Below are 13,617 nucleotides of genomic sequence, written 5' to 3' on the forward strand. Positions count from 1 at the left end.
CCCAAGGATGCGCTGGTGGTGTTGGCTTCGCAGGCATTGGCGGGCGTGATGGCGTGTGCGCCGGTTTGGTATTTCGGGTTTTAAGGCATCACCCATCCCTTTAAATTCAATAGTTGGGCCAGCCCTGTCTGTCCGCATGCCGCAGGTACCCGTCTCGACGATGCGCCAGTCTGCCTTCGCCGACGGCCCTGTGGCCTGCGAACAGACAGGGCTGGTGACGACGGCGATACTTATTCAGTGTTGCCTTAATGTGGTGACTTGCAAATACCTTCTTGAGTGAGTCCCTCTCTCCGGGACTTGGTTAGCGTCATATCTTCAGCGCGCCGGAATGTATTCCCTCCCCTGCGCGCAGGGGAGGGTTAGGGTGGGGTTGCACGAGCTTGCCGCGCAACGCGGATTCATCGCGAGGTTGACCCCACCCCAGCCCCCCCCCTACTGCGCAGGGGAGGGAGCCATCCATCGCGCAGCTGAGATTCGACGCAAATAGTGTAAACAGGCCCTAATTAGGTTCCGGGAGAGTGGCTGACGCGCACGGCTCGCTTTTTTCCGGCAGCCAGCTACGACTCAATGCAACGCACGAACGCGAAAGTTGCGCCCCTTGATCTTGCCCGCACGCAACCGCTCCAACGCCTTGTTGGCCAACGCGCGCGTCACGGCAACGTAAGCGCGAGTGGCGAATACATCGATCTTGCCGACATCGTCTGCCTTGAGGCCCGCATCGCCAGTCAACGCACCGAGGATGTCACCGGGCCGAAGCTTGTCCTGACGGCCAGCGTCGATCACCAGCGTTTTCATCGGCGCCAGATGCAAGGTCTTGCCACGCGGTGGCGAAAGTTTCAGTGCGCGCCATGGCAGCGGCTTGCCGAGCACCTGTTCGATGTTTTCCGCCTTGGGTTTTTCGCGCGGCGTGCATAGCGTGATCGCCAGGCCGGTTTGTCCCGCGCGCCCGGTGCGGCCGATGCGGTGGGTGTGCGTGTCGGGGTCGTGGGCGACGTCGTGGCTGATCACCAGCGGCAAGGCGGTGATGTCGAGCCCGCGCGCGGCGACATCGGTGGCCACCAGCACGGCGCAACTGCGGTTGGCGAACTGCACCAGCACTTCGTCGCGGTCGCGTTGCTCCATGTCGCCATGCAGGGCCAGCGCGGAAAAACCACGGCGATCCAGTTCTTGGGCCACCGCATCCACGTCGCGGCGCATATTGCAGAACACCAGGGCATGCTGGCCGCGTTCGTCGCTGAGCAATTGCGCGAGCGCGTCGAGTTTGTGCGCCGGTTCCACGTCGATGAACTGCTGTTCGATCGCCGGCTTTGCTTCGACCGGCGCTTCCACGATGATTTCCACCGGATTGCGCTGCATGCGGCGGCTCACGTCGCGGATGTCGTCCGGATAGGTGGCTGAAAACAGCAGCGTCTGATGATGCTTGGCGATGCGTCCGACGATGTCGTCGATGGCTTCGCTGAAACCCATGTCGAGCATGCGGTCGGCTTCATCCAGCACCAGCACCTTGATGCCGCCACCATGCAGGCTGCTACGCTTGAGATGCTCCTGCACGCGGCCCGGCGTGCCGACCACGATATGCGGATCGTGCGTGAGCGAGGCCAGTTGCGGACCCAGTGGCATGCCACCGCACAGGGTCAGCAGTTTGACGTTGGGAATGTTTGCGGCCAGCTTGCGTATGGCCTTGCTCACCTGGTCGGCCAACTCGCGCGTGGGGCACAGCACCAGCGCCTGCAGGCGAATGGTTTCCACACTCAGCGATTGCAGCAAGGCTAGCCCGAATGCCGCGGTCTTGCCGCTGCCGGTCTGCGCCTGGGCGATCACGTCGCGTCCTTCCAGCATGGCCGGAAGGCTTTGCGCCTGGATGGGGGTCATTTCGCTGTAGCCCAGCGTTTCGACGCTGGCGAGCAAGGCGGGCTTGAGAGGGAGCGTGTTGAAAGCGGTCATGCGGCATCATCTCATGGCCGTTTGCTCGAGGCAGCCCGGCGATTCATTGCGCGGGCGGTTCGCGTCCCATATCAATTGGCTTCACGCCTTCGCGCGAGGCTTTCTTCTTCGCCTGCTTTTCGTCTTGCTGTTTCTTTTTCGCCAGTTCGCGCTGGCGCTTTTCGAAGGAGTAGTTTGTCTTTGCCAAGCGGGATCACCTCATTGAAGGGAAAGGGATTGTTTGCCGTGTGTGCCAGCAGGGCGACGATTACTTCGGCGAACGCTCGGCAGCGGGGCCTTTGGCGATCTCGGCGGCATCGGGCTTGCGCTGGAATGGCGTATTGCCCAGCACTTCGATGCGGCCGCCGGCCTTGTTGAAGGCGGCGATATCCGCGGCGATGCGCTCGCTGGTCAGGGTCTTGGGCGATGACCCTTGGGTGCCGGGTTGGCGGGGGTTGGACATGATCAATCCTCCTGTTTCAAAGGGGTTTTGCCGTTGCGTGAAGCGTATTCGACGCGAACGGCCCTGCAGTACGGGCCGCCCATCACGAAGCGACGGCATACGGCGGGGCGGTTTTCGTAAATGCTGCAATTCATGCGAGTGCGATCCATCGCCACGCACCATCCCGCTTCATCGTGGGCCATCACGCGCGGCCCTTCCGGAAGATAAGTGGTGAGATGCGAGGGAATCGTGTCGCCGGGCTCCAGCACCACCTTCAGGCGACAGCACACTGCCTCGCAGGTCGAGCAATGGACCGGCGCCTTGCGCGCTTGCGGCGTGGCCGCGTGGCGGTGGAAATGGCCTGGCATGGGTGCTCCCGAGGGGCGTCACCTCGTTGGCGAGGCGGTTCACACGTGGGTGGGAGCGAAGCGGGCAGCCGCCGAATAGCTGCGCGGGACGCGAGGGGCAGGCAGGTACTTGCCGGTGGATAGTACACCATGCCGGCAAGTGGGGTTTAAGGCAACACCGGCCAAGTATCAACGCGGCCTGATATTGGAAAGGACGAGCCTGCGCGGTGGGGCGTTTAGGAGTATGGTGATCAATCCCGCCCAACATCATCAGGTATCCGAATGAACAACACACCAAAGCCGCTATCGGCAGCGACCATTCATTCGATTTATTCGGGCAGCAAAGTCACCACCGCGGTCGACCAGGCGAAGGATTTCAAATCGACCAACAACTTTGCGCGCGACGCCACGCATACCGGCCAGGCGCCCGAGAAACCCAGCATGGAAAAGAAGCGTCCTCGCCGTCCGTGACGGAGGATCGCCCTGCATAAAGAACATGCGCGTCCGGCGACGCGCTTGTGCAGCATAACCTCGCAGGTTATTGCCTCGCCGCGCGACTTTTGAAAACGTAACGCAGTCCCCCAATTGCCTTACCGAACACAGGAGTCGACACGCTATGCGACGTGCTTCGCTGTTATTTGCATGGATGCTTGGCCTGGGCCTGGCCGGTTTCGTCAACGCCACCGAAGCGCCGCTCGCCCAAAGCAGCCAGCTTGATCACATCTTGTTGTGGGGCCGCAGCATCGACCAGGTCAGCGGCATCATGGCGGTGAAGCTGGGTTTTCAGGTGCTGCCGGGACGCGATCCCAACGGCGTGGCCAATCGCTTCGTGCGCATGCCCGATCGCAGCTATATGGAACTGCTCGGCATCACGCGGCCTCATCCCAAGCTCGATCCAGGCATGGATGCGGATCAGGCGGTGCTGCATGGCGGACCAGGCGCGCGCATGTTCGGCCTGCGTTCGCCCTCGCTCGATCAGATGCGCGCCTATCTGCAGGCACAAGGTTTCAAACCTACGCCGATGTTTTCGGCTTCGCCGAACGACCCGGATGGCGCCGGCCCTTCGAAACCGCCGCGCTGGCGTCTGTTCGCGTTCGACACGCAACCGCTTTCGTCCGGCTTCTTCGTGATCGACTATCCGCCCGATGGCATCAAGCCGCATCCGGCGATGGATGACCGGGTTGCGCGCGAGCATCCCAATGGTGCACGTGAAGTGTCGGCATTCTGGCTGTTGTCGGCCGATGCAGACGCGCAGCGAAAGCAGTTCGAGCGCATGGGTTTTACCGGTTCGGTCGCCATTCGCATGCCGCAAGTCGGCGCACGCGGTTATTGCGTGCCGGTCGGCAGCAAGCGCATCTACGCGCTGCAGCCGGAAGGCGCCGGCGCCGCGGCCGATGCCTTGCGCAGCGGCGGCCCGCAGGTGTTTGGCGTCAGCATCGGCGTCGAGGATCTTGGCCTGGCCAAGCGCCGCGTGGAGCGGGGGTACGAGACCACGCTCGATGATTACCACGGCTTGCTGGGCGAGTCGTTCCTGGCGCCAACGGAAAGCGATCTGGGCTTGATGATGGAATTCCACGCTGCGACGACGGCCAACGCCGCCTGCGGTTGATCGTCGGTCAGCCTGCAGCGGCCAGCTGCGCGCACACTGCCGCGGTGTGCGCATCCGCCGGGAATGCGCAATCGATGCGGATCTCGGCCAGCGTCACATCGCGCGGTACCGAGAACGTCGTAACGGTTTCGAAAAAGCGCAATTCGCCTTCGCTGCTGCGAAACACAAAGGTAAATACCGGCGGCAGCGCGCGCTGCAGGTCGCGAAAACGCCAGTGCTCCGGTACGTCGGGATACTGCAGCACCTGCTGCATCAATTCGCGCGCCGTCTCATCGGAAGGCACGGCGGCGATGTCGTCGTGCAGATGGCGAATGAAGCGTTCGGCCACTTCTGGCCAGTTGACGATCACGGAGCGAATATCCTCCGGATCGAACACCTGGTGAAGAATGTTGGTGTGCTTGCTTTGGCTTCCCCGCATCAGCAATTGGTTGATGCGCACGGCGGCCTGGTTCGTGGCCAGCACGTTCCAGTGACGATCGAGCACGAAGGCGGGGTAGGGCTCCTGGTGCGTGATGATCAGGTCGATCGCCTGGCGCATCCATTCCAGTGCGGGCGTGGTGAGCAGGTTTTCCGGATATTCCGGCGCGTAACCGCCGGCCAGCAACAAGGCATTGCGCTCGCGCAGCGGCATCTCCAGCACGTCGGCAAGGCGGCAGAGCATGTCGCGGCTGGCCTGCGCCTTGCCGGTTTCGACGTAGCTCAAATGGCGCGCCGATAGATTCGCCTTCAAGCCAAGCTCGAGCTGGCTGACGCGCCTGGCCTCGCGCCACGAACGCAATAGCTCGCCCAGGGGCGATTTGCGGCTTGCTGCGGGTTTCACAGATGCCATGGCGGGTCTCGTGGCGCGTCGGTTCCCGGAGAGTAGGGATATCGGTGCAAGGCGGCCAAGTGACGAAATGCATGTTTGCTGCGTGGCAGGCAAATCACAGAAGGGTGTGTGGTAGCGCCGTCTCGGCTACGCGAACGCTTGCTCCCTCCCTGCGTGCAGGGGAGGGGACAGATAGCGCTGTCGTAGCCAGGTGGGATGAATTAATCGTCCTTCCCGAACAATCCCCCGAGCACCGACCCGATCACCCCGCCAGCAATCGCACCGCCGACGTTTCCACCCGAGCCGCCCAGGCTGGCTGAGCTCGTTTCCTCGCGCGCAAGATAAGGCTCCAGCGCGTGCGCCAGGTTCGGCATGGTGAGCGTTTGCAGCCACACCTGGCCGGGCCCGGTGAGGTTGGCGATGAACAGGCCATCGCCGCCGAACAGCTTGTTCTTCAAGCCGGGAATCATCGTGATGTCGAAGTTCACCGAGCCTTCGAACATGCCGACGTGCCCCGGATGCACCTGCAGCGTTTCGCCGGCCGCAAGCGTGTAGGTGACTACTTCGCCGCCCAGTTCCACCCATGCGCGGGCGCTGCCGGTGAGCTTTTGCAGCACGAAGCCATCACCGCCGAAGATGCCGGCGCCTAGCGAGCGCTGGAAGCCGATCGACAATTCCACACCCTGCGTGCCGCACAGAAAGCCATGGCGGTGGATGAAATAGGTCTGCCCGGCGTTCACCTGCACTTCGACGATCGATCCCGGCACCTTCGCCGCGAACGCGACCATGCCCGGCGAGCCCGAGGTCTCGTATTCGTTCATGAACAGCCCGCCGCCGGAAAGGGCGCGACCGATGACACCGAGAAAACCGCTCGCGCCCGCCGTGCGCGCGGACGTCTGCAGCACGATGTTGCGGGTCATCCAGGAAAACCGGCCAGGCTCGGAAATGATCCGGTCACCCTGTTCCAGTCCGATTTCGAGCACCGGCAAGGTGGTGCCTACCGTACGCGTTTTCATTGCATCGTCCCCCGATGGTGATGTGGCTGTGCCGTGCAGATTTGTGTAGCCGGTTACGTGGGCGTTTCAGGGCGCAAACCTGCTTCAGTTTGGCACCCTGCGCGCGCCATCAAAGATGAGCGTTAGGATCGGTGCGCTGCAGAAATTCTGCACGCACCGCGTTGCGGTCCACCGTGACGTGCGTATCCACGCCGATCACCTGGCGCAGCAGGCCACCGTCCTTGCTTGCCGTGGCCGGCCATTCCGGCAAGCCCGCGCCGTTGGGGTTGCCGGTCTTGATGAAGTTCGCCCAGTAGCCCTGCATGAGATCCGAAACGCGATGATCGGCATCGGTCCAGGCAAACACGGTATTGCCGGCCAGGTTGCCCAGCGCGTATTCGATCTCACCGCTGTGCACGGAGCCGGCATCCGGGCCGGCGCTGCCGTCGCGCTTGGCCGGGCGCGGCTGCACGAAATAGTAGTAGTACACCGGCGCTTGTCCGGTCTGGCGATGCACGTTCATCCAGCGCCAGGTGGCAAAGGCGATGAACTGATCGCCCTCGTACGCGGTGGCGGAAGCTTTCACCTCCGCTTCGTTGCTGGCGGGATAAAGCTTCAATGCTTCGGCCGCATGCGCACCGAATTGCTTGTTCATGGCGGCGCGATAGTTCGCGAGCGTGGGCGCCTTGTCGTCGAGCAAGGCCGTGTAATAACCCTCCTGCGAGTTCGATCCCACCAGCAGCGGAATATGCGCCTGCTCGCCGGCCTGGTAGATGGCTTCAGGCGAGCGGGGCAGGAAGTAGCCGTCGATGGTCGGGCGGAACTCGGGCACGTCTTTTTTATCCGCGGCCTTGAGCAGCGCCTGGGCATCCATCGCGCGCAGCTGTACCAGCGAATGCGCGCCGACCTGCCGCTCGAAATCCTTGCCTTGGCGTTCGGCCAATGCCCGCGGCCGCGGCTTGAGGTTGCCAAGCATGGCGCCGCTCTCGCCGATGGCTCGCTGCATCAGGCCCTTCGACAAGGGCGAGGCCATTTGCGCCGACACCGACATGGAGCCGGCCGATTCGCCACCGATGGTGACCTGGTTCGGATCACCGCCGAATGCTGCGATGTTGCGCTGGACCCAGCGCAAGGCGGCGTTCTGGTCGAGCAAGCCGTAGTTGCCGGTGGCGTGCTCGGGCGATTCGGCGGCCAGCTCCGGCAGGGCCAGGAAGCCGAACACGTCCAGGCGGTAATTCACCGTCACGGTGACGATGCCGCGCTGGGCAAGGCTCGCGCCGTCGTAGCGCGGCTCCGAGCCGTCGCCGGCGGAAAAGCCGCCGCCATAGAAATACACCAGCACCGGCAATTTCGCGTTTGCGCCGTGCGCGGGCGTCCAGACATTGAGATAAAGGCAGTCTTCGCTCACGCCATTGGAGCGAAACACCATGTCGCTGTAGATCGGGCTCTGCATGCAGCGCGGGCCGAAGCGATCGGCTTGCCGCGTCCCTGTCCACGTCGCTACCGGCTGCGGCGGCTTCCAACGCAGCGGACCAACCGGCGGCGCGGCATAGGGAATGCCCTTGAATTCGTCCAGGCCGGTCCTGGCGTCGTGAATACCCGACAGCGTGCCCGTGGCGATGTTTACGGTAGGGGGCGCGTCGGACGATGAGGCAGGTGCGGTGATCAGCGCGATGGCGAGCAAGGGCAGGGTGCGAGGGATACGCTTGAAGGCAGTGAGCATGGGCCAGGTCTTTGAGTGGGCGGCGTGAGGCTCGAATCGCAGCGACGATAACTTCCCCGACTTGCGTATCATCAGCGAGCCAAGCGGTGTGTTGTTCAGGGAGAGCATAGCGTGGCGGGATGCGATCGTATGCATCCTCGGGGCACGCCAAGGGATGAACCCGTTAAGTTCAATCGCCACTTGCCCCTGGCAGGTGAACCCGCCACTCCAGCCGACCTGCCATCATGCCCACGACGCCGGATTCGCAGCCCTACGCATCTGCCAGCCAGCGATCACTGACCCTCATCGCCACGGGAGTGGTGCTGGCCTTGCTGTATTTTGGCAAGGACGTGCTGGTGCCTATCATCCTGGCCTTGATCCTGGCCTTGCTGATGGCGCCGTTCGTGCGCTTGCTGCAGAAAATGCGGCTGGGCCACGCGTATGCGGTCATGATCGCCGTGCTGCTGCTGGCCACGATCGCAACCGGATTGATGATGGTGATCGGCTCGCAGATCGTGCACTTGGCCGAAAGCCTTCCGCAATACGAACGAACGGTCCAGGCCAAACTGCAGCTGTTGCACGACCTGACCATCGCGCGGCTGGAAGCCATGCGCGGCGAAGCCGGCAAGGTCATCAATGCCTTCGGCGCCAACGGCAGCGCAGGCCAGGTCCCGCAGACGCAAGTTGCGCCGGCCTACGCCAATGCGGTGGACGTTTCGGTTTTCGCCAGCCCATGGAACGCGATAAGAAGCGTGCTCTCGTCGCTGTGGAGCCCTTTGGAAACCGCCGGCATCGTGCTGGTGGTGCTGGTGTTCGTGCTGCTCGAATACGAATCCCTGCGCGATCGTTTCATCCGCGCCATCGGCGGCACCGATCTGCGCGCCACCACCGTGGCGATCAACGACGCCGGCGAACGCCTTTCGCGCTTTTTCGTCTCGCAGTTTTCGGTGAATGTCGGCGTGGGGCTGGCGATATGGCTGGGCCTGGCCGTTGTCGGGCTGCCCAATGCGCTGCTCTGGGGAGCGCTTACCGCGGTGCTGCGCTTCGTACCTTACGTGGGTGTGTGGCTGGCGGCGCTGCTGGCCGCCTTGCTCGCTGCAGCCGTTACGCCGGGATGGACGCTGTTGCTGCTGACGCTGGGCCTGTTCGTGATCGTGGAAGTGCTGGTGAGCCAGTTGGTGGAACCCCAGCTCTATGGCCACGCGACCGGTTTGTCGCCGCTGGCCGTGGTCGTCTCGGCCATCTTCTGGAGCTGGCTGTGGGGACCGATGGGCCTGGTACTGTCCACGCCGTTGACGCTATGCATGGTGGTGGTCGGGCGCCATGTAAGGGCGTTCACGCTGCTGGGCATCCTGCTTGGCGACACCCCGGCCCTGACGCTGCCGCAGCGCTTCTACCAGCGTGCGCTTTCCGGGGATGCCGATGAAATCATTGCATCCGCGCGCATCTTTCTGAGGCAACGATCGTTCGCCCGTTATTGCGACACCGTATTGTTGCCGGCGCTGCAGCTTGCGCAGACCGATCTTGCGCAGAAGGCGATCAGCCCGGAACAGCTCGTCAAGGCAAGAACGGCGGTCATCCGGGTAATCGAATCGTTGGGCAGGGAGGCGCCTTCACAACCACGTTGGCGCCGTCGCACTTCCGTGCTCGACGACGACAACCTGGCGCATTACCTGCGCCAACAACGCGAGAACGTCGCCGGACGTTGGCAGGGGCCGCTGGCCGTGGCGCCTGGTTCGATCGTGCTATGCATCGGCAGCGGCAATCGCTATGACGATGTGGCGACGGAGATATTGGTGCGCATCCTGCGCGACCTTCGCATCGATGCACGCCACGTTTCCATGCAGGACGTCGAGGATTTCCAGGCGGAAGATCACCCGGAAGCGACGCCCAATGCCGTGTCGATGATCCACATCGTCAATGCCGCAGGTGCTGGCGGCTGGGTGTCGGGGGAAGCGGTGGCAAGGGAAATACGCAAGCGGTTCGCAGAGGTGGTCATTACTGCCGTGCTTCTGCCGCACCTCCTGGAAACGCAGGAGCCGAGCCAGCTGGGTGCGGATATCGATCGCGTGGCGCAGTCGTTCGAGCAGGCGGCGCAATTTACGATTGAAAAGTTTGCGTGATTGAAACCTCCGATTGTCATTCCGTCGCAGGCCGCAATCCATGCTTCGTACTGGCGATGGATTCCGGCCTGCGCCGGAATGACGGTGGAGCCATCACTTAAGCCGCGTCAAATAAGCCTTGAACGCCGTCGCCCACGTGCGACCGCCATCCTGCGAATAAGCGATCTCATACCGATGCGAATTGGCAGTGATATCCGACCACACGCCGCGCACCAATACATTGCGCCCCTTGTACGTCGTGGTACCGAAAAATTCGCCGCGGCCATCCTTGAAATTGCCGATGGTCGGCGCCTCGATCTCGCCGGAACCGTCGACGTACATCTGGCTCCATTGCCCAGCCTTCGTGTTGTAGACAAAAAGCGTCGCCCCTTCCCAATGCCCATTGGGCCCGTCGGCCTCGATCTCCTCCAGCCACGCGCGTCCATTCCACACCGGTCGCGCCGTCTTCGTGCCGTCCATGGTCACCGTATGCGTGCCGCCATCGAATGGATCGAGCACCTGTGTTGCGTGCGTATGCCAAGCCCCACGGGCGAAATCGAAATCATGCGAGCCATCGCGCGGCGCCGCGGCCTGCGCACTCAACGACGCGCATGCCAGCACACCGGCAACCATGACTCCACGCAGCAGAACCTTCCACATCATCGTGCTCTCCGTATTGGCGACCTGGGGAGACTTTAGGGAAAGCCTGCAGGGCCAGAAGGGCCAATTGCGGAAATTTAGCGTGGGCCATTTATCCCGGTCAGTCGTTCAAGGCAATACTTAGAGCACGCGCCGCAACACCTTCAGCCCCTGCTCGATGTCCTGGAGGTCAACGGCCCCATACCCGAAAACCAGGCCTTGCGACGTGGGCGTTCCAAAGAAATAGCGCTCGAGCGAATGCAGATGCACGTTCGACTCCAACAGCCGTGCAGTCACGCGCTCCAGGCTTTTGGACATCATCGATCGCGCCGCCACATGCATCCCGTAATGCGACTGCATCGGCTGCAAATCCGCGGAGAAATCCGACTGCAATATCTCCCACACCAGGTCCCGCCGCTTCCGGTATACGTCACGAAGCTTGCGCACGTGCCGCGCCAGGTGCCCATCGGCGATAAAGCGGGCAACCGCCATCTGCGTCAACGTCGGACAATGCCAGTCGAGGCAATTCTTTGCCGTAGTCAGCGTCGGCATGGCCCAGCGTGGCGCAACGATAAAGCCAAGCCGCAGCGCGGGAAGCATGCATTTGGAAAACGTGCCGACATAGAACACATCATCGGCCGTCGCGTTGGATCGCAGCGCCTGCAAGGGCGCGCCGTCGTGGCGGAACTCCCCGTCGTAATCATCCTCGACAATGACCGCGCCATGCTTGCGAGCGAAATCCAGCAGCGCCGTTCGACGCTGTGCAGACATCGATACGCCCAACGGAAATTGATGCGAAGGGCACACACAAACCACCTGCACGGGCACGGGCAGCGCATCCACCACCAGCCCTTGCGCATCCACCGGTACCGGCACGAGCTTCGCACCGGCCGCCAGAAACGCGGCGCGCATCGGCGGATAACCAGGATCCTCAATGGCAACCGTCGTAACCCCAGGGGTGACCAATACACGAGCGAGTATGTCGAACGCCTGCTGTGCGCCGGCGGTCACCAGCACATCGTCGGGTTCGCACACAATGGCACGCGACACGCCAATGTGCGTCGCAACGGCAGCCCTCAGCGGGAAATGCCCCTGATTGCCTTGCGGACTCTTGAAGGCAGGCGGCTTCAGTTCCATGTGCCGAAGCTGCTTGGCGCTGACGCGGCGAAATATTTCGAACGGGAAGAGTCGCGGATCGACCAGCGCGGGCCGAAAGTCCAATGGTGCAGTCGTCCTTGGTGTCTTTGCTCGCTGACTGTCGTGCCAGAAGTTAAGCGCCTGGGCAAGCTCGGGTCGCTTCCATGTCGCATTCAAGCGCGGATCGGGTGTTTGCTGCGCCGGAAACCGTTCGCGCGGCGCACGACTTCGCTTCGGCGCCACATACGTGCCCGACCCTTGCCGCGCCTGCACTAACCCCTCGATCGCCAACCTCGCATAAGCGCGAGCCACGGTGTTTCTCGAAACACCGAAAAAGACCGCCGACTGACGCTCCACCGGCAGTTTGGACCCGGACACCAACCGGCCATCGAGGATGGCGGCACGCAACTGCGCGTAGACGGAATCCGCAGATCGGCGGCTTCCCTTCGGAGGAGGGTCAAAAACAATTTCGAACAGAGTGTTCGTACCTTCCACGTCATTTGCCACAACTGCTTTCCTCCGCGGTGGCTCCATGGCAAGAGGCCGTGACGACGGCACGGGAAGTGTATGGTTTGTGCCGAAAAAGCGCTCGGGATCAGAATAAGGCTCGCCACCCGACCCCGTCACCCTCAATCCGGCGATTTCCGGGGAGTAAGATGGCGCAGCTGATTTACACGAGATGGATGTTCAGGCCATGAGCATGTATCGCGACGCCCTTCATACATTCGCCACGCGTCCGTTTCGCAAGCGCCGCGCGCATCCGCTCGACGAAGACATCTGCGTGCACATCTTTACGTCTTCCTCGGCCATGCTCGGCGTCTGCCTCACCGTGGTGGGCATTCTTCGTCTGGTCATCACGCTGCGTTCCGAAGATACGCTGGGCGACGATCTGCTTTCGGTCAACGCCATGGTGTACCTGGTTGCTGCCGTGCTCGCATACGGCGGCCTGCGGACACGCAGCACCCGGCGCAATCACAGGTTGGAATATATGGCCGATGCGGTGTTTATCGCAGGCCTGATCTTCACGGTTATCAATACCGGCTTTATCACCTGGGCGATTGCTGTCGCGTAAGGCTATGACGCCGCTGGCGCGCGTTGGCTTCCGATTTGTCCTCACACGCAAGGAAAGCGAGTAGTGTTCAGGGGAAGCAGCCTGCCGCCGGCGCTACCGGCGTCGGTGGCGGCGCCCAGTAGCAATCACGACGCTCCTCCAGCGCCAGCGTAGATACGGAGGTTTCCATGAAAGTCGTTGTTATTGGCGGTACCGGACTCATCGGCAGCAAAGTCGTCGATCGCTTGCGCAAATGCGGTCACGAAGCCGTTCCCGCGGCGCCGTCCACGGGCGTCAACGCCCTTACCGGCGAAGGCCTGGACCAGGTCATGGCAGGTGCGAATGTCGTGGTGGACGTGGCCAACTCCCCTTCGTTCGAGGATCAGGCCGCACTGGATTTTTTCGAGACCTCAGGACGCAACCTGGCCGCCGCGGAGAAGAAAGCCGGAGTGAGGCATCACGTGGCCTTGTCAGTGGTGGGTACCGGCCGCCCTGCGTTTGCGGCGAGCGGGTACATCCGCGCCAAAATGGCCCAGGAAACGTTAATACGTGCCGCGGGTATCCCATACACCATCGTCCATTCAACCCAGTTCTTCGAATTTCTCGGCGGCATCGCAGGTGATGGCGGAAAAAATCGGGAGATTCATCTTTCCAGCGGAATGATGCAGCCGATCGCCTCTGACGACGTCGCCGATGCAGTCACCGACTATGCGCTAGGCGCAGCCGTCAATGGCACGGTAGAAATCGGCGGTCCCGACAAGGCACCGCTGGCGGACTGGGTACAGCGCTTCCTTGCTGCCACAGGCGACCCGCGCAAGGTTGTTGCCGATCCAAAGGCGGCGTATTTCGGCGCCGTGCTGGA

The 13,617-nt window shown here is 62.5% G+C and carries 14 protein-coding genes; 5 read left to right on the forward strand and 9 right to left on the reverse strand.

Translation table 11 applies throughout. The annotated features are described in order from the left end of the window. Nucleotides 1-564: 564 nt before the first annotated feature. The 4 genes from dbpA to ACTHNE_RS01860 are packed head-to-tail and all read right to left on the reverse strand — an operon-like array spanning nt 565 to nt 2,733. Nucleotides 565-1,944: an ATP-dependent RNA helicase DbpA gene (dbpA, locus tag ACTHNE_RS01845; RefSeq protein ID WP_440268428.1), complete on the reverse strand. Its 1,380-nt coding sequence runs from the start codon at nt 1,942-1,944 to the stop codon at nt 565-567. A gap of 43 nt (nt 1,945-1,987) precedes the next feature. Continuing rightward, nucleotides 1,988-2,131, reverse strand: a complete 144-nt coding sequence (locus ACTHNE_RS01850; protein WP_324939310.1) for a hypothetical protein — start codon at nt 2,129-2,131, stop codon at nt 1,988-1,990. Between the two features lie 60 nt (nt 2,132-2,191). After that, nucleotides 2,192-2,386 (reverse strand): hypothetical protein, encoded by a 195-nt coding sequence (locus ACTHNE_RS01855; RefSeq protein WP_324939313.1) that lies wholly within the window; start codon nt 2,384-2,386, stop codon nt 2,192-2,194. A gap of 2 nt (nt 2,387-2,388) precedes the next feature. Continuing rightward, a complete protein-coding gene (locus tag ACTHNE_RS01860; protein ID WP_324939316.1) occupies nt 2,389-2,733 on the reverse strand; it encodes a YkgJ family cysteine cluster protein in 345 nt (114 codons plus the stop codon). Between the two features lie 261 nt (nt 2,734-2,994). On the opposite strand from ACTHNE_RS01860, the gene ACTHNE_RS01865 reads away from it, so the two are divergent. Both ACTHNE_RS01865 and ACTHNE_RS01870 read left to right on the forward strand, forming a co-directional pair. Next, entirely contained in the window at nt 2,995-3,183 is a 189-nt protein-coding gene (locus ACTHNE_RS01865; protein ID WP_324939319.1) for a hypothetical protein, read from the forward strand. Nucleotides 3,184-3,328: 145 nt separating this feature from the next. Continuing rightward, complete coding sequence (locus ACTHNE_RS01870) at nt 3,329-4,321, forward strand: VOC family protein (protein ID WP_440268429.1); 993 nt, start codon at nt 3,329-3,331, stop codon at nt 4,319-4,321. A 7-nt stretch (nt 4,322-4,328) separates the two neighbouring features. On the opposite strand, the gene ACTHNE_RS01875 is transcribed toward ACTHNE_RS01870, so the two are convergent. The 3 genes from ACTHNE_RS01875 to ACTHNE_RS01885 form a co-directional block, all read right to left on the reverse strand. Continuing rightward, complete coding sequence (locus ACTHNE_RS01875; protein ID WP_440268430.1) at nt 4,329-5,150, reverse strand: helix-turn-helix domain-containing protein; 822 nt, start codon at nt 5,148-5,150, stop codon at nt 4,329-4,331. 200 nt (nt 5,151-5,350) lie between these two features. Beyond that, nucleotides 5,351-6,145, reverse strand: coding sequence for an AIM24 family protein (locus ACTHNE_RS01880; RefSeq protein WP_440268431.1), 795 nt, complete (start codon nt 6,143-6,145; stop codon nt 5,351-5,353). 109 nt (nt 6,146-6,254) lie between these two features. Next, the gene (locus tag ACTHNE_RS01885; RefSeq protein WP_440268432.1) at nt 6,255-7,847 is read right to left on the reverse strand and encodes a carboxylesterase/lipase family protein; all 1,593 of its coding nucleotides are present in this window, start codon (nt 7,845-7,847) and stop codon (nt 6,255-6,257) included. Between the two features lie 224 nt (nt 7,848-8,071). On the opposite strand from ACTHNE_RS01885, the gene ACTHNE_RS01890 reads away from it, so the two are divergent. Further along, complete coding sequence (locus ACTHNE_RS01890) at nt 8,072-9,949, forward strand: AI-2E family transporter (RefSeq protein WP_440268433.1); 1,878 nt, start codon at nt 8,072-8,074, stop codon at nt 9,947-9,949. Between the two features lie 93 nt (nt 9,950-10,042). Here ACTHNE_RS01890 and ACTHNE_RS01895 read toward each other — a convergent pair whose 3' ends face one another. Both ACTHNE_RS01895 and pdxR read right to left on the reverse strand, forming a co-directional pair. Then, complete coding sequence (locus ACTHNE_RS01895; RefSeq protein WP_440268434.1) at nt 10,043-10,591, reverse strand: hypothetical protein; 549 nt, start codon at nt 10,589-10,591, stop codon at nt 10,043-10,045. A 117-nt stretch (nt 10,592-10,708) separates the two neighbouring features. Continuing rightward, nucleotides 10,709-12,211 carry a MocR-like pyridoxine biosynthesis transcription factor PdxR gene (gene pdxR / locus ACTHNE_RS01900; RefSeq protein ID WP_440268435.1) on the reverse strand — a complete coding sequence of 501 codons (1,503 nt, stop codon included), beginning with the start codon at nt 12,209-12,211 and terminating at the stop codon, nt 10,709-10,711. A 187-nt stretch (nt 12,212-12,398) separates the two neighbouring features. Between pdxR and ACTHNE_RS01905 the strand changes: the two genes are divergently transcribed. Both ACTHNE_RS01905 and ACTHNE_RS01910 read left to right on the forward strand, forming a co-directional pair. Then, the gene (locus ACTHNE_RS01905) at nt 12,399-12,776 is read left to right on the forward strand and encodes a hypothetical protein (RefSeq protein WP_440268436.1); all 378 of its coding nucleotides are present in this window, start codon (nt 12,399-12,401) and stop codon (nt 12,774-12,776) included. A gap of 167 nt (nt 12,777-12,943) precedes the next feature. After that, the coding region (locus ACTHNE_RS01910) for an SDR family oxidoreductase (protein WP_440268437.1) at nt 12,944-13,617 on the forward strand (674 nt) is incomplete at its 3' end.

The organism is Dyella sp. (genome assembly GCF_051954575.1).
Classification (GTDB): Bacteria; Pseudomonadota; Gammaproteobacteria; order Xanthomonadales; family Rhodanobacteraceae; genus Dyella_B.